Origin of the sequence: Porphyromonas sp. COT-290 OH3588 (assembly GCF_000769075.1) — a bacterium.
Lineage (GTDB): Bacteria > Bacteroidota > Bacteroidia > Bacteroidales > Porphyromonadaceae > Porphyromonas.
In genome coordinates this window covers 1-19,982 of the sequence record NZ_JRFC01000025.1, presented here as the reverse complement: position 1 = coordinate 19,982, position 19,982 = coordinate 1, and the positions used below count along the sequence as shown (strand labels likewise).

The following is a 19,982-nucleotide window of genomic DNA, read 5'->3' as shown; positions in this document are numbered from 1 at the left end:
GACGCCGTTTGTCTCGTTTGCGGTTGCAAAGATAGAACACTTTTTATTTATCAACCAAATCTAACAGCAAAATATTTTTGAGCAACTGACAGTTAGGGGTCTCCGACTACGCATCTATTTATTAAATACTAAGCACTTACAAAACAACAAAAAATTTTTATCTCAATTACCAAATTTACTTGAAAACTAAGATAGACTAACAAAAGAACACGGCGAGGAATGCCTGCGCATACACAGCAAATAGCACAAAAAAACGAAGCCAAATCGGCAAAACAAGCAGAGAAAACAGAAAAAAAACCTCTATATATAATACGGTATAGAGGAAATACTCAAGTTGACATCAAGAAATTCCCCATCAATAGCTCGCAAAATCAACCTATATCTCCAAATAAGCGAATTTATATTTTAGCTCAGTTTTCAGAATGTTGATGGGAAGGACGACACAAACAAGGGCTAAAAACATCAGACCTCGTATTTGCCCCCTAGCGGGCTCTAGGTTGCGTCCGACCTCGTTTTGGCACTTAGCCCCAGACGAGTGAAAATAACCAGCCCAAACGACCTGCTCTTAAATCGTTAATATACACACATATAAAACAAATTCAGAGCATATTTTATCTACTCGTGTCACATTTTTGAGCTTTTCTTCCCATCAATCTTGATGAACTGTAGGACTAATTCGCCACGATGTGTCCACCAATCCGAATAAATCAGTCCTTCAATTTCTGTGGAATATCTCATCAAACTTTACAAACCGCCTATGCCTCCCTTAAATATCTAGGATAATTCATTTACACACCTTAACAGAAACGTAGAAAAACAGAGCCATATAGAGGTGCCTCTCTTGTATTGGCCGCCTCGGAGCTATGGGCGTAATACAGACAATCAAGCGATCCGTGAAGGAGGTAGAGGCTGCTATCGGGCAGGAGCGTATATCAGCGAGGCTGGAGTATTTGCCGAGGTTTTGGGTCAAGGGATTAACTTTGCAGGAGAAAAAGATGTTACACAGAATATGATACAGAGCTATGATGTAATTGTGATCGGGGCAGGACACGCTGGCTGTGAAGCTGCTGCTGCGGCTGCACGCCTAGGTTCGCACACCCTATTGATTACACTTGATATGAATAAAATAGCCCAGATGAGCTGTAACCCAGCCGTCGGCGGCATCGCCAAAGGGCAGATCGTACGAGAAATTGACGCCCTAGGCGGACGCATGGGGCTGATTACCGATAAGACGGCTATTCAGTTCCGTATGCTTAACCGAAGCAAGGGTCCAGCGATGTGGAGCCCTCGAGCTCAGAGCGACCGCATGCGCTTCATGGAGGCATGGCGTGAGGAGCTAGACGCAGAGCCCAATCTCGACATTTGGCAGGATAGCGTCCGTAGCCTCATCATCGAGGACGGGCGAGCTGTGGGGGTCGTCACCGGGCTACAAGTGCAGTTCCGAGCATCGGCGATCATACTCACCGCCGGTACATTCCTCGGGGGTATGATGCACTTCGGAGAGCATCAGCTCGAGGGTGGGCGCATCGCAGAGCCTGCGAGCCACGGCATCACCGAGCAGCTCAGGGAGCTAGGGTTGCGTGTGGATCGTATGAAGACTGGCACCCCACCTCGCATCGACGGGCGTAGCTTCCGTATCGAAGAGATGGGGGTACAGGACGGCGAGGACGACCACCACAAGTTCTCCTACATGGACACGCCTGCACGCAGCTCTCTGCGTCAGCGTCCGTGCTACACACTCTACACCAATGCTGCCTGCCACGAGGTTCTTAGACGAGCACTAGACCGATCGCCTCTGTACAACGGGCAGATCCAGAGCATCGGGCCACGCTACTGCCCGAGCATAGAAACGAAGATCGTGACCTTCGCCGACAAGGATCGTCATCAACTCTTCCTAGAGCCAGAGGGCGAAAACACGAACGAATACTACATCAACGGCTTCTCATCGTCGCTGCCTCTAGATGTACAGCTCGAGGCTCTACGCCAGATCCCAGAGCTGCGTGAGGTAAAAATCTATCGCCCCGGCTATGCCATTGAGTACGACTTCTTCGACCCCAAGCAGCTACATCATACACTAGAGAGCAAGGTCGTCCCCGGGCTATTCTTGGCTGGGCAGGTAAACGGCACGACGGGCTACGAAGAGGCAGCTGGGCAGGGACTCATCGCTGGGATCAACGCCCACAGACAGGTGCACCAGCTCTCGCCCTTTACCCTGAATCGCAGTGAGGCGTACATCGGCGTACTGATCGACGACCTCGTGACCAAGGGCGTAGACGAACCCTACCGTATGTTTACCTCCCGGGCAGAGTACCGCATTCTGCTCAGACAAGACGATGCCGATATGCGCCTAACCCCTCGTGCCGCAGAGATTGGGCTAGCAACGGCAGAGCGCATCGCCCTACTTGAGGAGAAAAAACACTGGCGTGACGAGCTCATCGCCTTCGCCCGTAGCTACTCCATCAAGCCCACCTCTATCAATCCCTTCCTCGAGGCCAACGGCATCACACCACTGAAGCAAGGCTGTAAGCTCGTAGACTTGATCCTAAGGCCGCAGCTGAGCTTCGAGCGTTTGGCTCCAGAGATCAGCGCTCTGCGCCGAGTCATCGCCCAGATCCCCGAGAGCCGCAGGGCTGAGATCGTGGAGGCGGCGGAGATCCTACTCAAGTACAGCGGCTACATCGAGCGGGAGCGTGAGGCAGCGGAGAAGCTCAATCGCCTCGAATATGTCCATATCCCCGATCATCTCGACTACACCGAGGTACAAGCTCTCTCTACCGAGGCACGCCAAAAGCTAGAGGCTATCAGACCCAAAACCATTGGTCAGGCCTCACGTATCCCCGGCATCTCGCCCCACGATGTGAGCGTGCTGCTGGTGCTCTGCGGACGGTAAGGACAGGCAGAGAGGCATAGGAAATTTGTAGTACCTTTGTAGTCAAATAATTTCACGAAAAAAGAATGATTACAGTTACAGACCTTTGCGTTCAGTTTGGGAAGCGTATCCTATTCCAAGACGTAAATCTCAAATTCACGCCGGGCAACTGCTACGGCATCATAGGCGCCAATGGCGCAGGTAAATCCACCCTACTACGTACAATCAGCGGTGCACTCGACCCCACAAGAGGGACGATCAGCCTTGGCCCCGGTGAACGTCTATCGGTTTTGAGTCAGGACCACTTCGCTTTCGACGAATACACGGTGCTCGACACCGTACTGATGGGGCACTCTGTCCTATGGGCCATCATGGAAGAGAAGAACGCTCTGTATGCTAAGCCCGACTTCAACGACGAGGACGGCAACCGTGTAGCAGAGCTAGAGGATAAGTTCGCCGAGATGGAGGGCTGGAATGCCGAGAGCGATGCCGCTATGCTACTGAGTGGCCTCGGCATCAAGGAGGATCTACACTACAAGCTCATGAGCGAGCTAAGTGGTAAAGAGAAGGTGCGTGTACTACTGGCTCGTGCCCTATTCGGCAAACCCGACAACCTGCTCCTCGACGAGCCGACCAACGACCTTGACCTCGAGACGGTAGCTTGGCTGGAGAATTATCTCTCCGAGTGCGAGCAGACAGTGCTTGTGGTAAGCCACGACCGTCACTTCCTCGACTCTGTATGTACGCACACGGTGGATATCGACTTCGGTCGTGTACAGCAGTTCGCAGGTAACTATAGCTTCTGGTACGAGTCTAGCCAGCTAGCCCTACGCCAGCAGCAACAACAGAATAAGAAGGCTGAAGAAAAGCGTAAGGAGCTCGAGGAGTTTATCCGCCGCTTCTCCGCCAACGTGGCCAAGAGTAAGCAGACGACCAGCCGCAAGAAGATGCTTGAGAAGCTCAACGTCGAGGAAATCAAGGCCAGTAGCCGCCGCTACCCCGGGATTATCTTCACGCCGGATCGTGACCCCGGCAACAAGATCTTGGAGGTTAAGGGGTTGACAGCTCACGCAGATGATGGCACTCTGCTCTTCAAAGATGTGAACTTCAACGTAGAGAAAGGCGACAAGATCGTCTTCATCGGCCGTGACCCGCGTGCCATGACGGCTCTCTTCCAGATCATCAACGGAGAGCAAAAGGCCGATGAAGGGACTTACGAGTGGGGGCAAACCATTACCGAGGCTTATCTGCCGCTAGACAATACGGCGTTCTTCAACACCGATATGAATCTAGTAGAGTGGCTCTCACAGTTCGCTGCCGACACCAACGAGGTTTACCTCAAGGGCTTCCTTGGGCGTATGCTCTTCTCTGGCGAGGAAATCCTCAAGAGCGCTAGCGTCCTCTCTGGGGGCGAGAAGATGCGCTGTATGATCTCTCGTATGATGATGAAGAACGCCAATACATTGGTGCTCGATAGCCCAACGAACCACCTAGACCTCGAGTCGATCCAAGCGTTCAACAACACGCTCAAGACCTACAAGGGTAATGTCCTGTTCTCGAGCCATGACCATGAGTTCATTCAAACGGTAGCTAACCGCATCATTGAGCTTACACCAAATGGCATCATCGACAAGATCATGGACTACGACGACTACATCAGCGATCCGCTTGTAGCCGAGCTCAAGGCCAAGCTCTACGGCAACTAAAACCAGCAGAGCCAACCAAGCCTAGGGTATCTAATAAAAGGGGCTGTGGACAAAATCAAATTTTGCCACAGCCCCTGCTGTTTTCGGTCAATAGACACTACTCTCTCTCGCTCCAAGTACTGAGCAAAAAGAGAAGCGGGATACTCACCGAGGCGCTCAGTCTAGGAATATCCGAGACGAAGTCTGTACCAGCAAAAACTCCGAAGCGGCAGAACTCGCCCAGCCCCACCGAGTAACCAGCCTCTATGTAATGCCCTCTGCGTGTGTGGGCAGTGCGTAGATGCAGCGCCTCATCGACAAAGCGAGTATAGCCCTGCCTCTTCCCAAAAAGCAAGTTAGCGGCCGAATAGTTAAGCCCCGTCGTTACCCAAAAAGAGTCGGAGGAGAAAATTTCGGGCATCGTTACCCATGTACTGGAGAAGTGGCGCCTCCCTACAAAACCCATGATCGGGAAGTAGCGTCTATCGGCATCGCTCATATAGCCCGACGAGAAGAAGCCGCCCCAAGTGAGCGACAGGTCGAGCCACTGCGTTGGCGAGAGCGATAGTGCAGAGCGGAGATTGAGCTCGCCCATTAGGTAGCGACTAAATGGATTGGCCTTAGTCGTGTTTGCCCTATCTCCGTAGGCCTTGCGTAGCCGTAGGCCAATCTCTATCCCTTCGTAGCCACTAGGCCGAATAATCGGGTGGTCGTAAAAGTAGCGGTGGGAGGAGTTTGCGCCACTTAGATCAAAGGTTAAGTCCGTTTCGAGGAGCAATGCTTGGTGTTTGCGTAGATCTGGCAAGTACAAGTATGGGTTACGCTGCTCGTACACCCCCATTATAGAGAAGCGCATGTAGGAGAAGAACTGTATTTTGGCGCGCCACGAGAGGTAGGGCTTGTGGTAGTGGCGAAGCGGAGAGTTGGCACCAATGAGCCCCGGATAGCGGTCTGCCATCTGCTCTGTGGGGGTAAGAAAGGACGTTTCTCTCGAAGTATAACCACCAGAGAGAAGGAACATCGCATCAACACCTGTGCCTAGATAGTAGAGCAGATGGTTCTCGGTATAGAACTTCTCACTGCTGAGTGCATAATTGTTGGACGAGCGAATCATCAGCTTGGCCTCAGTGCTTGGCTGATAGGTCAGCTGACACTCATAGCCGAGCCACAGCCCATCGAGCTGATTGTAGTGGGCCAATGTATTGATTGCGCCGTCTATCGAGAGCGTTAGTTTGGGGTTGAGGCCGAAGTTCGCACCGAGGAGTATCTGAGGGAGTAGATGCTTCGTCCCAGAGGCATCGAGCTTAGCCGAGTCGAGCAAGTGATCGAGCAAACGATAGCCACCATCATACCGCCACGGCTCATGCGGACGTAGACGAGCAAGTCGCCACAGAGTTTCATAGTCGATAGGGAGATGCTGCGCCGTGAGGGAGATAGAGGCGAGCAAGGTAAGGCATAGTATCGCCAGAGAGGACAGCAGTTTCATCATACATCACGTGATCAGGTCCGCCAAGTAGAGTAGCACCGGGCTAGAGGTATGCAGGCGAATGATCGCCTCGTCAGCCCGATTGAGCGTACCGCACCACAGCTGTGGCAGAGTATAGTCTTGCAGAGGCCAATGTACGCCCTCTAGACTGATCGGAGAGAGAGCAAAGTTGAAGACAGAGAGCTGTTGCCCGACCTCGACCTCTAGGCTAGAGCGTGAGCTAAGCAAGCGAAAATGCCCTGTATCCGTCGGCATCACTAGCTCGTCCACGAGGTCTGCGTAAGTTGGGAGCAAGGATAGATTGCCCAACAAATGATCCTCTCGTCCGCCCGAGGCACCGAGCAAAGTAATCGCTCTAAGCCCTAGTCGCTCGCTGACGAAGCGCATCGTCTTGGTCAGATCGTTGGTGTCCTGATCGGAGAAGTGGTGGAGGCGTTGCCCAAGCCGTGCCTTAACCCCAGCGCTAAGGGAGTCGAGATCGCCCACCACAGCATCGGGGAGGCGATCGGTGTAGTCGGCGAGCTTATCCACCGCACCATCGCAGCAGACCAAACGGTAACCCTCGCTGCCCTCGCTCCAAGCATCAATGAGCTGCAGAGGGAGGGCAGCCGTGGGGAATGCTCCGTTGGCTAGAACTATAGTCTTGGGGGCTGTTTGGGCCGTTAGCTTAGGATAATGCTTCATTGGGTTGCGCTTTTTGTAGCTTAATCCAGTTGATATAGCCAAGTATGGCCACAACGAAGTTGATGACGAATACCACACACGAAACCATATCGCCCGAGAGATAGAAGAGCCACGAGCTAATAGCGTTGGCTACGATCCAACAGAGCCAATGCTCCCGCCACTTTTTAGCCAGCCAAATCATACCAACGAAGGAGATAACGGTCGCTAGCGCATCTGCCCAGTCGAGGACGCTCTCTGTGTAGCTCCTCAAGAACCATAAGATAATGAAGTAGCTGGGCACTGCTACGGCTAGGCTAAGAAGTCCATTTGGAGGAGTGAGTGTCGTGATGTGCCCCTCGTCTACATCGCCTCCTTTGCGTAGCCACAGCCACCAGCCTACGATACTCGTGACGAGGTAATAGACATTGATAGCGACATTGCCATAGTAGTGCGCCTCTAGCGATACGATGATGTAGAAAATCGGTAGCACGATGCCCACAGGCCAGAGCCAAACGCTTGCCCGATACTCTAGATAGACCCAGACGAAGTTGATGAGGGCTGCCACGAGGGCAACCCAGTTATCTTGAGCAAAGGTAAGTAGTAGGTCTATAGTCATAGGTTATTTCTATTCGGCCAAAGGGGCCGCTGCTTTATTGAGAGTAATGCGGAAGGTCGTGCCGATGCCTAGCTCCGACTGCTTGACGAAGATACGCCCGCTGTGATAGTCATCCACGATACGCCGAGCCAATGAGAGCCCTAATCCCCACCCCCTCTGACGTGTGGAGTAACCGGGGCGAAAAATCGTCTCGAACTTGCGCCACGGAATCCCACGCCCCGTATCGGCCACATCACAGTAAACGCCTTTGCCCAAGAAACCATAGCTAATGGTGATCTTACCCTTGGCTTGCATCGCATCTACCGCATTCTTGATTAAGTTCTCCAGCACCCACGCGATGAGCGGATCGCTCATCTGAGCATAGATGTTATCCTCGTCGGGCTCGACGACGACGAGCTCGACCTGTGGCGATATGCGTGGTTGCAAATAGGAAATAGTACGCAGGATTAGCTCGCCTAGGTTCGATGGCTTGAGGTTAGGCACCGAACCAATCTTCTGAAAGCGATCGGCGATCATCTCCAGACGCTGAATATCCTTCCCCATCTCGTGGACGACCATCGGGTCTGTGTCTGAGGCTGCCAGTAGCTCTCGCCAAGCCATAAGCGAGGAGATAGGCGTACCAAGCTGATGAGCCGTTTCTCTAGACAGACCCTCCCAAATACTATTTTGGTCAGCACGCTTGAGGCTGTAGATCGCCAGACTCGACATACCGAGGATAATCAGGAAGACAACGATCTGCACGTACGGGAATATCGTAATCTGGCTGAGGAGCTTGCTATCGGAGTAATAGATATAGGTAGGCGGCGTGGAGTCTATGATAATAGGCGGATAGGACGAATCCCTAAACTCTTGTAGCTTCTCGTAGAGATAGAGATGAGGGTTTTTGCGTGGCAGATCTATGTTGTTGTAGGAGATAATCTCCCCTTGCTCATTGACCATGATCGCAGGGATAGTCTTGTTTTGTAGCATGATCTGCGACATCAGATTGAGCGTGTGCTGATAGTCGCTCGTAGCCATAGCCCTAGTAGCCTGAGCCCACACCTCCATCTTGACCCGCTCATCTTGGCTCATCTGCCTAACCAGCCGATCCGATACCACCAGCGACACCACAGCCAACACGATCGCTGTCACCACGATGATGATACGCACCGAGTTATGCTGGTCTATCCACGAGCTACTCCCATGGATAAGTCGCCTAAGGCCTAACCGATCAATGAGCCCTCTATCCATACCAACCCAAGTGCTTGATCTATGAGTTGAACTGATTCATCGTACGGGCGATACCTTGCAGGGCGAAGCTCTTGACCATCTCGCAGCTACGCTCGAGCAACTCGGGTAGACGCTCCTCTTCTTCTGCCCCAAAAGCTCCGAGTACGAACTCGATCTGTCCGCCTCTAGGATAGTCACTCCCGATGCCGAAGCGTAGGCGTGCGTAGCCCTCGGTTTTGAGCAGTAGGGCGATGTTTTTGAGCCCATTATGCCCAGCATCACTCCCCTTGGGTTTGAGCCGTAGCGTACCAAAAGGCAGAGCGAGGTCATCGACTAGGATCAAGACCCGCTCTATGGGGATACTCTCGGTAGACATCCAGTAGCGTACCGCCTCGCCGCTTAAATTCATATAGGTCGAGGGTTTGAGTAGCACAAGCTCTGCATTCTTCACTCGCCCCTTGGCTATGGTGCCGTAGCGCTTGGTTTCAAAACTAATACCTAGGCTCTTGGCCAAGTGGTCTACGATGCGAAAACCGATATTGTGGCGTGTGGGCTCGTACTCGTAACCGATATTACCAAGCCCAACGATGAGATATTTCATAAGATGTTATCAACAAATTCCTTGACGAGGATCGGCTTGCACACAAGCGACTAAGCAGCCACACCTCTGTGGCAAAGATAGCGATTATACAGCTATCCCTCAGTGCCTACAAACGGCTCTGCTCGGCCTCAATACCCGATGTGCGCTGTCGGTCGTGTCTACCTGAGCCGATCTGATAGCCAATGTTGATACTCAGCAAACGAGATTCGCTGTAGCCATACGCCTGCAAGGTAAAGGCATCATTGCGATTGATACCATTCCAGTGACTAGACCATAAGGCATCGCTCAGACCGAGCTTAATGCTCAGTCTGTCGCCAACGAAAGAGCGCTGCAACGAGAGGTCTACACGACCCATAGCAGCCGATATATCGGTAGAGCCACCTAGCCGCCTCGTGTGATAGCTCCCCAATAGCTCGCCCCGTATACCCCACATGAGTGACATAGAGAGCTGAGCCGTAGCATTGGCTCCCCATCGAGAGAGGCGAAATAGCCTAGTGGGGCTATAGGCGAGTTGGTTCTCTTGCCAGAAAACATTGGCCGAGAGCATTGCCTGCCAGCCTCGCCCAAACTCAATCCCTTGAGAAGCGGAGAAGTTAAGCTGGCGCTGAGCCCCTAGATTCATCGGCGTGGTAATCGTTCGCCCACCTGCTATCGTATCCAGTACACTCACGAAGTAGTCGCTTGTGTGCGACCAACTCGCCGAGAGATTGGCCTGGCGGTATTGCCACCCCAGCTCGGCACGCCACATCTTCTGTGGTTTGAGAAAAGGATTACCACGCCAAGAAGATAGGCCGTCGAGCGCTTCGTCAATAGGATTGAGGCTCGCATACTGAGGGCGGTCGATGCGTCGCCCCACCGATAGAGATAGAGCGCCAGCCGAGCCTAGGTCGTAGGCTAGGCTGGCAGAGGGAAATAAATCCAGATAGCCTCTATCGGTAGGATTGTATTTGTGCGAGCGAATATCTAGTAGATGTAGATGCGTGCGTGTAGTCGTGTGCTCGAGGCGTGCCCCTGCCGAGATACGCCAGCGCTCCCCGATGGGACGCTCGTAAAGCAAGTAGGCAGACCCGATATACTCATCGTAGTCGAAGTCGTTGGAGGCTTTGGCATCGAGCAGATAAGCTCCTCCAGCGGAGAGCTCCTCTCTACGATAGCCGTTCTTTGAGGTAACGACACTATACTTGACGCCAGAGGAGAGTTTACCCCCAAAGAGCGGTTGCCCATAGGTCATGCTAAGGCCATAAAGATCGAAGAGGCGTACACCTCGCGACTGATACTTCCCTAGAGAGTCTACTCCCCCAGAGCGATTGTAAAACGTATTAGGTTGCTCAATATGCGATGCTCCAGAGAAGCGACTATAATCAAAGTCTAGGCTCAAGAGGTGCTTGTCGTCTGACGCATAGGCATAGGAGCTACTCAGGGTATATCTGTCCGTACGCTGAGATAGATAGTTGCTCTCGGAGTAAATAGAGTAGAGAGGTGTTTGGGTAGCAAGGTCTGAGATGTAGTTATGGGTCTGTATATCTCCCGGGCCAGACATCAGGTTGCCCGACAGCTCGAGCAGCACACGATGCCGATCGGACAGCCGATACTCCGCACCTACTGCCCCCGAGTAGTAACCACGCCTATCTGTATCGACCGAATGAGTTTCGTATCCGATGCCCTCTTGCTGGCGCACTCCTCCGTACCAGTAGCCCGAAGCTCCAAGGTCGTGGCTGTAGCGCCCCCAGAGCGATAACCTTCCTTGCTGCCAATTCGCTGAGGCATCTACATTTTGCCGCAGATGAATCCAAAACGCTGCTCCAGCATTGGCTGCTAGACTGTAGCCATGTTCTGTTCTGCGCTTGAAAACGACATTGAGTGCTGCCCCCGAACCCTCGGCATCGTAGCGAACCGAAGGGTTGGTCATCAGTTCAATCTCTTTGATCGAAGAGGAGGGCGTTGCTCTGAGCAGAGCTATGAGTTCGGCTTCCTGTATGCGGGTCTGCTTACCATTGAGCAATACTAGGACATTGCCTCTACCAGAGTATCTCAAGGTTTTGCTACCCTCGTCTATCGACATGCCCGGCATCTTACGCACCAGCTCTAGGGCATTACTCCCCTGCGTATCTAGGCTCCTCTCGACCTCAAAAACCAACTTGCCCGATCGGCGAGAGAGCAGCAGCTGTCGCTTGTGTGCGACGACCTCTAGTGCCTCCAGATTGCCTAGCTCATTTTGGAGTATGATCTCTGCGAGATTCATATCCTCTCCCGTAGACAATAGGCTCTGCTTGTAGGGGGTATAGCCCATACTACGAATATGAAGCGTGACCTCACCTCGGCCCAGAGGTAAAGCAAAGCGCCCTTGCTCGTCCGAATAAGTCTGAGCGAGAAGGGTACTATCCATGGGGCTGGTTAGCCAAATAAGAGCCTGCTCAATGGATTGTTTTTGCTCATCAACGACACGCCCTACGATGCGCTGAGCATAAGTGGAGCTTACACAGAGGCTAACCGCAAAACCAAGAAATAACAATCTGCCCCAATACATCTCAAGAGGTTTAGCCATATCAGTCATGTAGACTATTTAAGCAACTCACAAAGTTAAGACTAAAAAGCCCAACCCATGAGGGGCTATTCTGTGAATCTGTGGCGAGCATCAGTATTTACAAAATAATACATCTCAAGGGGTAAAGTTTAGATACTTGAGCCTCTTTGGCTCTACGGTGAGGAGAAGCCTCTAGCAAGCGGACACATCGTAATAGCCCTCAGATTTGCCCTCTAGCAAGCCTCAGACTGCGTCCTCGCTCTTTGGAGTACTCGGCCCTAGGTCAATAAAAATATCCGCCTAAAACGCCAAAAACACAACAAGCTAAAAACGAGATATATAGACACACATCAAGACTAATTCCATACGCTTGTAGTGCATTTTGGAAGATTTCTTCCCATCAATCTTAGGCGATTGGTGGACACACCTCGGCGCATCTACCCATCAATGCTCAAAAGCCTTCCCATCAATTTTCCGCAGCGACAGCAGACGCCTTTAGAAATCCCCTCCCTATTCCACAAAATTCTTACACAACCACTCAACACTCCTTAACATAAAAGCAGCAAAATAGCTCTCAAAAATCCTCTCCCCTTGCTCTAGTGTAGCAAGCGATGCTCCTACTTCTCTTTCGGCACAAACAAACAAGCCCGATCTATTGACTCACCGACCTCCAATTACGATGACTGTTTCCTCCTTTGATTGTAGAGTAAGCCCAACAAGGCGGTGCGCTACTCACTACATAAGCTACCATACGGCTCGCAGTGCTTGGCTCATGCAAGGGCAAAACCTTAGCACTCCACCTATATGTATGATGCAGGTAGCCCACCTCTACTCTACTCTCTACACCACGACTTCTACAACAGACTCCTCCAGTTATCCGCACAGAAATCGACCAAACTCGAGGCGTAGTAGACACTAGTGCCCCCAAGTGTGCCACAATGAAGCGAAGTGGCACACCAACCCTAGAGGGGTACCATACCTTTGCAGTGTCGAGAGGGAGGAACTCAAGCGCTCCACAGAGCATCAGCTCTCAATCCTATAGGAGAGTTCGCCTAGCAGACAAGTGAGTATTTAACTTATTCTATTCAATTTTATTCAAATCTATTTTTATTATGTCTATCAATTATAAGGTACGCAAGCAAACGCTTGCCACGAAAAACGGACAGAAAACGGTTTTCTACGCCATGCCCGTGAGCAACGGTGAGACAAGTATCGAGCAGCTCCAAAAGCTCATCTCCAAGATCTCCGCAATCAGCGAGGGTGATGTGCGCTCGGTGCTACTGACTTTGACGCAACTACTGGCCATTGAGCTCGTGGCAGGGCGTCGTGTCAGCCTCGGTGATCTAGGGCGTATGCGCATCGGGCTGCGTAGCAAGGCAACGGAGAAGGCGGAGGACTTCAAGGCTCAGGATATTCGCCGCATTAGGGTAACATTCACCCCCGGTGCACTAATCCGAGAGAGTCTACTCTCGGCCTCTGTGCAGCGCTACACCGAGGAGGAGAAACCCAAGACTGGCAAGCCCGAGAAGCAACCCGAGGGAGGAGGCACACGCCCCGGAGGCTCGGCAGGTCTATAGCAGTGCTCAGCCATGCCTAGCAGCATGATTGGCCTAGGCGTCCTACTCTGTACACTCAGTCTGCTCTCTAGCTGTGGCAGCCACAAACGGCTCCACCTAGAGCAGCAGGCTCAGTGGCAGAGCCAGCAGGAGCGCCACAGCGAGGCAGGTAGAGCTCAGACCACCACGCAAGAGGACACACTCGAGGAGGAGTGGCTACAAATAGAGGCCTACGAGGAGGAGCTACCCCCACAGACAGATCGGCCTATGAGGCGTCGCCTCGGCATAAATCGCCGACTAAGCCACCGCACGAGGCTCCAAACGCACGACCTACACCAGAGCAGCGCAGACACCATTGCCACACGCAGCGGCCAGAGGCAAGCCAAGCAGGAGCAGAGAGCTATTAGCCACAGCTACGGAAGAGGCTACAGTCTGCTCTCGCTTAGTCTACTGCTCGTGCTCGCTGTGGTAGTACTACGCTACATCAGACGCCGATAGATAGCCCTAGAAGCTATCCAACGACCCACTAAACTCGCAAATCATCAAACAAAAACACCCAACACCACAAATAAATTGAGTTATGGACAAGAAAGCAATAAAATACATCGTAATCCACTGCTCGGCGACTCGTAGCTCGCAGACCTACTCGGCCACTGAACTAGAGCGTGATCACCGCTCCAGAGGCTTCGACGGAGCAGGCTATCACTTCTACATCAGGCGAGATGGCGCAACCAAGCCGATGCGCCCACTCTCAAGAATCGGGGCACATACCTTGGGTTACAATCGGTGTAGCATAGGAGTCTGCTACGAGGGTGGACTAAACGACCATGGCCAGCCTGCCGACACACGAACGGCAGAGCAGAGGGCTGCACTGCTCGACCTACTAGGCAGACTCAGGCAGACCTATCCGAGGGCCGTGATCGTCGGGCACAGAGATCTTAGCCCAGACAGAGATGGCGATGGGCAGATCGAGGCAAACGAGTGGATTAAGGTGTGCCCATGCTTCGATGCACGAGCCGAGTATGCAATGCTCTAGGATCGGTTGCTATGGAACGCAAACCAAGCCTTACTCCCCAGATTATCTTGGCCTTCGTCTTGGCTTCTTTGGGCATGGCTCTACTCTTCGCTGGCTTTTTCGTCCCTCCTCTAGGAGGCATCGAGCCAAGTGTCCTCGTAGCCTACGGAGAAGTGATGACCTTCGCAGGCGCACTCTTCGGCATCGACTACCATTATCGGCGTTAGCTCACTCGGAGGGAACCTAGAAGAGATCAAGGGGCTGTGTGTCGTAGAGGACAGAACCGTGTAGTTTGTGAGATCTATACGGCACAGATTACGCTCTATGATGTATCTAAAAAAGAAGAGGCTGTGTGCAAAAATCAAATTTTGCCACAGCCTCTGTATATGATTTTGGATATCTTAATTAGGCGAAATAGGCACGGACGGTCTGTTCGTCACGAGCGATCTGCTCTTGGAGAGCTTCAAGTGAAGGGAACTTGCAGTCGTTACGGACATAGCTCTCTAGGTGCAACTCCAGACGCTGAGCATAGAGATCGGCCGAGAGATCGAAGATATTCACCTCTATCGTGCGGGATACTCCGTCGAGGGTTGGCCGCTTACCTATATAGAGCATACCCGTATGCATACGATCGGCGATGCGTACACGCACAGCATAGACTCCGTCGGCAGGGATTAGCTGACGTGGATCATCAGGCTGGATATTGGCAGTAGGATAACCCATCGTACGTCCGATGCGCATACCGCCGACGACTTGCCCAGAGAGTCGATAGGCATAGCCCAAGAGAGCATTCGCCTCACGGGTCTTACCCATACGTAGGAGTTGACGAATACGGCTAGAGCTAACTGGAGCATTGTCAATATGTAGCGATGTGCCACGGTAGAGTGTGATGCCAAGACTGCGGCCAATGGCTTCGTAGTCTTCGTACGTTAGGTTAGCTCCTCGACCGAACTGGTGATCATAACCCACAAGCAGGGCACGTAGCCCATGGTGCTCTCGTAGCTCCAGCATAAACTGCTCGGCAGAACGAGCAGCTAGCTCGGGCGTGAACGCGAGGATCTCCACTCGCTCGGCACCATACCCCCTAAGGAGCTCTACGTTTTGCGACAGAGGAGCGAGGTGCTCGGGAGCTAGCTCTGGACGTAGCACCTCGGCAGGGTGAGGCGAGAAGGTAAAGACAACAGGAGCCAGATCGAGCTCGGCGGCTAGATCTCTAAGCTGGGTAAGTAGGGCTCTGTGCCCAAGATGAATGCCATCGAAGGCTCCGACAGTGGCAATTATCTCTTGAGCCATGGGAGCGGATCCTGTTTAGTTCTTTCGTGCCAGAGCTGGAAGTGTAGGACACCCGTCCTATCCGATCCAGCAGACGAGTCAATCGTCCCCAGCTTCTGCCCTGTGCTTATTCGCTGACCTACATGCACCGATACAGCAGCTAGGTTGGCATAGACGGTAAGGTAGTTGCCGTGGCGGACTATAACACTATTCCTATACCCGGGCGTCTCGAAAACGCTGCTCACAATCCCCGAGAAGACGGCATACGCATGCCTATCTGCATGTGCTCGCAGATCTATACCCCCACTGACAACCTCCACCCTCTTGAGCGAAGCATGCTGCTGACGTCCAAAGCGACGCAGCAGTTCGTATCGGCCACGTACTGGCATCGGTAGGCGACCTCTATTCTGGGCGAAACTACCCGACAGTTTACGCTCCTCTGCATTCATAGCATAGCCTCCGGCAATAGCCGAGCGGCGTTCGCTCTCGGGCTCATCGTCTGGTTCGTCTATTGGAGCAGGTTTGGGCTGAGGTTTGGTGCGAGATTTGGCATCTCCAGCTTCTTTGGCTTCGGCTGCTTTGCGGGCCTTTTCCTGCGCCTCTCGGCGTGCTTTGGCTCTAGCTTCTCGACGTGCCTGCTGTCTGCGTGCCTCTTCCTCGGCGCGAGCTATCTCGGCTGCGATCTGTGCTTGGATTTGGCTCTCTAGCCTCTGGGCTTGCTTGCGCTGCTGCTCTAGCTGCTGTGCTAGCTTCTTCTCCTTACCTTTGAGATTCTGCACATTAGCCTCCCGCTTACCTTCTTCACGCTCGAGCTCTTTCTTCTCATTGTCCCTAAGGGCTAGGAGCTCTTTCTTCTCTTTTTGGTTGTCGTTGATAGTGCGCTGCGTCTGCTCAATCCCTAGCCTAGTTTGTTTAAGCTCCCGAACAATCTTCTGGCTAGCCCTTGCATACTGCCCGATAAATCGCTGTCGCTGATAGGCTTCGTCGAAGCTGCGTGCCGAGAGTAAGAAGAGGAGCCGATCGGTCTGTGGCGCATCGTGCTGGAGAGCCCGAAGACTCCCAGCGTATTGTTTGAGGAGCATAGCCTCACGTGAGCTCAGATGTCGAATGTGTATCCCAAGCGAATCTATCTGCGTCTGCAAAGCTGAGATTTCGTTACCGAGGATTCCGATAACTTCTTTGCGCTGGCTCACCTGTTGGCGTACGAGTTTGAGGCGCTTTTGCTCCTGCTCGGTGTCTTTCTTGATCCGCTTGAGCTCTCGGTCAGTGTGCTTGATCTTGTTGAGAACGCTCTGGCGTTGCGTTTCGAGTCTGCGGAGCTGTTTACTTTTCTTAGCCTGCTGAGCATCGGCTGTCCAAGACAAACAGATCAGGCAGAGAAGTATATAAATCCATCGTTTCATCTCATTCAATTCATTACCTCTATAGAGCATTGACAAGTTTGAGAATGTCTTGTAGCGATATCCGCTCGTAGCTAGGGCGAATACGTGGCTGGAGTGCCTCAAGATCCGGCTCGTCCTGCGCATTGATACGACTCCACTGGAGCCGCAAGCGGCCAAAAGGCGTCGCCTCACTCAAGCCCTGCCCTCGATAGAGAGCTAGCTCTGTGCTGCGTGGCATAGTCGTCTGTGAAGAAAGTGACTCACGCCCCTGATAGCTAGCAGCAAAAAGCCGTGCCGTGCCCTCGCCATAGACAGCAAAGCTCTCCAGCTCGTAGGCTGAAGACAGACCAAACTCGTAGCGGAACTTGCGCACTCGCCCCGACAAACTAGCCATACCATCGGGGAGAGCCGTGTAGGCTAAACTGCGTAAAGCGTCGGCATCTTGACGGGAACTACTAGGGACGAAGATCTGGCCGAATAGGAGCGCCTCTAGCTGTTCGTAGCCTAGCTCGAAGCCGAGGTACTCCGAAAAAACGAGATAGCTCTCCTGAGCATAGCGCCCATTAATCAGATCTATCACCGTGACGCCCTCTCGTGTGAACCAAACACGCAGAGCTTCGACCAAAGGGAAAGGCACTACGGAGAGACGGATACCCTCCCCTCGTGTCGCCACCAAGTTCATTCGTGAAGAGAGGTTCTTACCCTTAACATCTATCTCTCCCTTGATGCTGGCTCGGATAGCCGACCAACCTCTGCGCTCCCCCTCTAGATGCTCTAGAGCTGCATAGTAACGCTCTCTCTCGGTCTGAGCTAAGCCTCGAGCAGATGGCCCGACATACCGCTTCGCTCCGCAGGAGGCCAAGAAACCGACCACACCGAGCAGCAGGCAAACTCTAGCGAGTATGTGCAAACGGCTGCTTAATATCCCCGTCTTCATTTCTTCTCTTGCTTATTAGCTTTAGTGAGACGTCTGCGCAGCTCCTCCACTCGTTTCTTTGTCTTAGCTTTGGACTCATCTGACTCGGTGGCTTGTAGCTCTCGATCGTACAGCGCCAGTGCTCTCTGCCAAGCCTCCCTAGCAGCATCGTACTCTCCTTGGGCAAACTCAATATCTCCTAGGTGCTCATACAGCACACCCGTAGCCTCGTCGCCAGCCAAATCAATAGCCTTAGTCTGATAGAGCTTAGCCAAGGTGTAGTTGCCTCGCTTGTAGAATACCCAAGCATAGGTATCAACCATATTGAGGTTATCCCCATCGAGCTTGAAGCCCCGTGCGGCCATACGCTCGGCCTTATCCAACTCCTGATCACGCTCAGCCAGAGAATAGGCGTAGTTGTTTAGGACGCCTACATTATCAGGATTAGCCTCTAGGGCCAACTCGTAGTACTCAAATGTTTCCTTGATCTGATTTTGCTCGCTATATATATCGCCAATCTGTGCATAGAGCTGCGAACGCCCCTGACCATCGGCTTCGGGGATATGCGCCAGTCCCTCCTTGAGCAGATGAATAGCCTCGCTGACTTGTCCGCTGGTGTATAGACCAATGCTCGCATAGAAGTAGTAGCGCCAGTCCGTACGAATGAACTCCAATGCCTCTCGGCACAACTCGAAAACAAGCTGGTTATCCTCTAGGCTGATGGCATCGCCGATGAGCGAGTTCCAAACCTCAGAATCCTCTGGTGTAATGCGACAAAGCGGGCGAACCACAGCAATGGACTCGGCAAACTTATTCTGCAAACGAAGTACCTGCGCATAGGTAAACTTGGCACTAGGCTCGTCGGGGTGTAGCTCGACGATACGGGCAAAGTAGCTATTGTACTTCTCAGGGAGCTGATCGCCCTTTCTCTGGCTTAGAAGAAACTGATACCACCGAATGGCTTTATCCTCGGCCGAGGTCTGCATATCTTCTAGATGCTCCTTGAGCAGCTCTAGGGCAAGATCCTGCTGCTTGAGCCCTAGATGATACTGTATAAATAGTGGTCGAAGTTGCTGCTCGGAGTAGGCCTCCGCCTTGAGCTGAGCAAGGATCGGTTGAGCTTGGGCAAAGCGCTCTTGCTTGTATAACCAGCCAATGAGCGCCACCTTAGCCTCGGCCTCCTCGGGGAAGGCCTTAATCGTCGCCCTATACTGAGCCTCTGCCTGATCTAGACGCTGAGAAGCCTCGTAGAGTGTGGCCTTGATCTCGCCTAGACGAGCGTAGCGAGCATAGCCACTCTCGCCCCTCTGTAAGTGATCGTATAGGCGAATAGCTTTGTCATACTCCCCCGTAGAGAAGTAGGTACGGGCCAGATACTGCAAGACATCTTCGTCGTCTGGGTTATTCTTGACCCACTGCTCCAGCAGGCTACGTGCAGCCTCCTTGTTGTCGCCCCATGAATAGGTCGATACCAAGGACTCGAAATACTCTCGCCTCGTGGTATCGGCTTGATAGGCTTGGCGGAATAGCTCCAAAGTCCTCTGATAATCTCGTTTGCGTGCATAGCACTGTCCTAGGGCATAGGCGATCTCGGCATTCTCTGGCCATAGCCTATAGCTATATGCTAGCAAGGCCTCGGCGGCAGCATTCTCCCCCCTATTCTGCTCCATAATACCTTGGTAGAAATAAGCCTCTGCCTTGAGCTGATGCTCTGCAGTAGCAGTACTCTGCCCCTGCATCTGCACCCAAGAGAGCGCAAAGAGCAGGAGTGATAATAGAGGGCGAGTTGGTTTATAGTTCATTATCTTGACTTGCATCTTTAGTCTTATCCTACTTGCACTAGCATCGGCTATGAGCCTATACAGCACACGAATATACAAGTGTCAAAGATACACAATTTGACACACTAGTCGAGTCGCCAATCCATAAAGCATAGCCCTTTTTTAACTTCCTTCGGGCAAATTTAAACAAGATCCATTCACATACCCTAGACCGAGGTAAATACATCAACTAAACTCTCTTACACTTCACCGCTATAAGCTAATCATAGAGTAAGTATAGGAAGAATTTACTATAGAGGTATTGACACAAAAAAAGCTCGATCTATTACTAGACCGAGCTTCGATGAGGTGAGATAAGATATTGACAAGAAGTGTAGTGGTCTAGACCTTCACTAACCATCTACAAA

16 protein-coding genes are annotated in these 19,982 nt (G+C 52.4%); 6 read left to right on the top strand and 10 right to left on the bottom strand.

The window, feature by feature from the left end:
* The first annotated feature begins 1,009 nt into the window (after nt 1-1,009).
* Together mnmG and HQ48_RS06640 are read left to right on the top strand one after the other, a co-directional pair.
* A complete protein-coding gene (gene mnmG, locus HQ48_RS06645) occupies nt 1,010-2,890 on the top strand; it encodes a tRNA uridine-5-carboxymethylaminomethyl(34) synthesis enzyme MnmG (RefSeq protein ID WP_044232609.1) in 1,881 nt (626 codons plus the stop codon).
* A 65-nt stretch (nt 2,891-2,955) separates the two neighbouring features.
* On the top strand, nt 2,956-4,575 hold the full coding sequence (locus HQ48_RS06640) for an ABC-F family ATP-binding cassette domain-containing protein (protein WP_044232601.1): 1,620 nt from the start codon (nt 2,956-2,958) through the stop codon (nt 4,573-4,575).
* A gap of 97 nt (nt 4,576-4,672) precedes the next feature.
* On the opposite strand, the gene HQ48_RS06635 is transcribed toward HQ48_RS06640, so the two are convergent.
* The 6 genes from HQ48_RS06635 to HQ48_RS06610 all read right to left on the bottom strand — a co-directional run bounded on the left by HQ48_RS06635 (nt 4,673) and on the right by HQ48_RS06610 (nt 11,674).
* Nucleotides 4,673-6,043: a DUF5686 family protein gene (locus tag HQ48_RS06635; RefSeq protein ID WP_152568341.1), complete on the bottom strand. Its 1,371-nt coding sequence runs from the start codon at nt 6,041-6,043 to the stop codon at nt 4,673-4,675.
* Between the two features lie 3 nt (nt 6,044-6,046).
* Nucleotides 6,047-6,724 carry a thiamine diphosphokinase gene (locus HQ48_RS06630; RefSeq protein ID WP_044232596.1) on the bottom strand — a complete coding sequence of 226 codons (678 nt, stop codon included), beginning with the start codon at nt 6,722-6,724 and terminating at the stop codon, nt 6,047-6,049.
* Entirely contained in the window at nt 6,708-7,319 is a 612-nt protein-coding gene (gene pnuC, locus HQ48_RS06625) for a nicotinamide riboside transporter PnuC (protein ID WP_044189582.1), read from the bottom strand. Before pnuC ends, HQ48_RS06630 begins: the two co-directional genes overlap by 17 nt.
* A 9-nt stretch (nt 7,320-7,328) precedes the next feature.
* The gene (locus HQ48_RS06620) at nt 7,329-8,549 is read right to left on the bottom strand and encodes a sensor histidine kinase KdpD (RefSeq protein ID WP_081964793.1); all 1,221 of its coding nucleotides are present in this window, start codon (nt 8,547-8,549) and stop codon (nt 7,329-7,331) included.
* A 19-nt stretch (nt 8,550-8,568) separates the two neighbouring features.
* Nucleotides 8,569-9,129, bottom strand: coding sequence for an aminoacyl-tRNA hydrolase (pth, locus tag HQ48_RS06615; protein ID WP_044232594.1), 561 nt, complete (start codon nt 9,127-9,129; stop codon nt 8,569-8,571).
* 106 nt (nt 9,130-9,235) lie between these two features.
* Entirely contained in the window at nt 9,236-11,674 is a 2,439-nt protein-coding gene (locus tag HQ48_RS06610; protein ID WP_160225944.1) for an outer membrane beta-barrel family protein, read from the bottom strand.
* A gap of 1,091 nt (nt 11,675-12,765) precedes the next feature.
* On the opposite strand from HQ48_RS06610, the gene HQ48_RS06605 reads away from it, so the two are divergent.
* The 4 genes from HQ48_RS06605 (at nt 12,766) to HQ48_RS06590 (ending at nt 14,451) form a co-directional block, all read left to right on the top strand.
* Entirely contained in the window at nt 12,766-13,230 is a 465-nt protein-coding gene (locus tag HQ48_RS06605; RefSeq protein WP_052405330.1) for an HU family DNA-binding protein, read from the top strand.
* Between the two features lie 12 nt (nt 13,231-13,242).
* Nucleotides 13,243-13,707, top strand: coding sequence for a hypothetical protein (locus HQ48_RS06600; protein WP_044189577.1), 465 nt, complete (start codon nt 13,243-13,245; stop codon nt 13,705-13,707).
* 82 nt (nt 13,708-13,789) lie between these two features.
* A complete protein-coding gene (locus HQ48_RS06595; RefSeq protein WP_044189575.1) occupies nt 13,790-14,245 on the top strand; it encodes an N-acetylmuramoyl-L-alanine amidase in 456 nt (151 codons plus the stop codon).
* Between the two features lie 11 nt (nt 14,246-14,256).
* Entirely contained in the window at nt 14,257-14,451 is a 195-nt protein-coding gene (locus HQ48_RS06590; protein WP_044189574.1) for a hypothetical protein, read from the top strand.
* A 178-nt stretch (nt 14,452-14,629) separates the two neighbouring features.
* Here HQ48_RS06590 and ribF read toward each other — a convergent pair whose 3' ends face one another.
* The 4 genes from ribF to HQ48_RS06570 are packed head-to-tail and all read right to left on the bottom strand — an operon-like array spanning nt 14,630 to nt 19,611.
* Entirely contained in the window at nt 14,630-15,517 is an 888-nt protein-coding gene (gene ribF / locus HQ48_RS06585) for a riboflavin biosynthesis protein RibF (protein WP_044232592.1), read from the bottom strand.
* On the bottom strand, nt 15,502-16,899 hold the full coding sequence (locus HQ48_RS06580) for a murein hydrolase activator EnvC (protein WP_160225942.1): 1,398 nt from the start codon (nt 16,897-16,899) through the stop codon (nt 15,502-15,504). Before HQ48_RS06580 ends, ribF begins: the two co-directional genes overlap by 16 nt.
* Before the next feature lie 19 nt (nt 16,900-16,918).
* Complete coding sequence (locus HQ48_RS06575; protein ID WP_044232590.1) at nt 16,919-17,815, bottom strand: DUF4292 domain-containing protein; 897 nt, start codon at nt 17,813-17,815, stop codon at nt 16,919-16,921.
* Nucleotides 17,812-19,611, bottom strand: coding sequence for a tetratricopeptide repeat protein (locus HQ48_RS06570; protein WP_052409007.1), 1,800 nt, complete (start codon nt 19,609-19,611; stop codon nt 17,812-17,814). The genes HQ48_RS06575 and HQ48_RS06570 overlap by 4 nt, the downstream gene beginning before the upstream one ends.
* Nucleotides 19,612-19,982 lie beyond the last annotated feature (371 nt).

Bases quoted from the DNA above. Each gene is read 5' to 3' on its own strand.
- mnmG (WP_044232609.1), top strand. From the start codon at position 1,010: ATGATACAGAGCTATGATGTAATTGTGATCGGGGCAGGACACGCTGGC.
- HQ48_RS06640 (WP_044232601.1), top strand. From the start codon at position 2,956: ATGATTACAGTTACAGACCTTTGCGTTCAGTTTGGGAAGCGTATCCTA.
- HQ48_RS06635 (WP_152568341.1), bottom strand. From the start codon at position 6,043: ATGATGAAACTGCTGTCCTCTCTGGCGATACTATGCCTTACCTTGCTC.
- HQ48_RS06630 (WP_044232596.1), bottom strand. From the start codon at position 6,724: ATGAAGCATTATCCTAAGCTAACGGCCCAAACAGCCCCCAAGACTATA.
- pnuC (WP_044189582.1), bottom strand. From the start codon at position 7,319: ATGACTATAGACCTACTACTTACCTTTGCTCAAGATAACTGGGTTGCC.
- HQ48_RS06620 (WP_081964793.1), bottom strand. From the start codon at position 8,549: ATGGATAGAGGGCTCATTGATCGGTTAGGCCTTAGGCGACTTATCCAT.
- pth (WP_044232594.1), bottom strand. From the start codon at position 9,129: ATGAAATATCTCATCGTTGGGCTTGGTAATATCGGTTACGAGTACGAG.
- HQ48_RS06610 (WP_160225944.1), bottom strand. From the start codon at position 11,674: ATGGCTAAACCTCTTGAGATGTATTGGGGCAGATTGTTATTTCTTGGT.
- HQ48_RS06605 (WP_052405330.1), top strand. From the start codon at position 12,766: ATGTCTATCAATTATAAGGTACGCAAGCAAACGCTTGCCACGAAAAAC.
- HQ48_RS06600 (WP_044189577.1), top strand. From the start codon at position 13,243: ATGCCTAGCAGCATGATTGGCCTAGGCGTCCTACTCTGTACACTCAGT.
- HQ48_RS06595 (WP_044189575.1), top strand. From the start codon at position 13,790: ATGGACAAGAAAGCAATAAAATACATCGTAATCCACTGCTCGGCGACT.
- HQ48_RS06590 (WP_044189574.1), top strand. From the start codon at position 14,257: ATGGAACGCAAACCAAGCCTTACTCCCCAGATTATCTTGGCCTTCGTC.
- ribF (WP_044232592.1), bottom strand. From the start codon at position 15,517: ATGGCTCAAGAGATAATTGCCACTGTCGGAGCCTTCGATGGCATTCAT.
- HQ48_RS06580 (WP_160225942.1), bottom strand. From the start codon at position 16,899: ATGAAACGATGGATTTATATACTTCTCTGCCTGATCTGTTTGTCTTGG.
- HQ48_RS06575 (WP_044232590.1), bottom strand. From the start codon at position 17,815: ATGAAGACGGGGATATTAAGCAGCCGTTTGCACATACTCGCTAGAGTT.
- HQ48_RS06570 (WP_052409007.1), bottom strand. From the start codon at position 19,611: ATGCAAGTCAAGATAATGAACTATAAACCAACTCGCCCTCTATTATCA.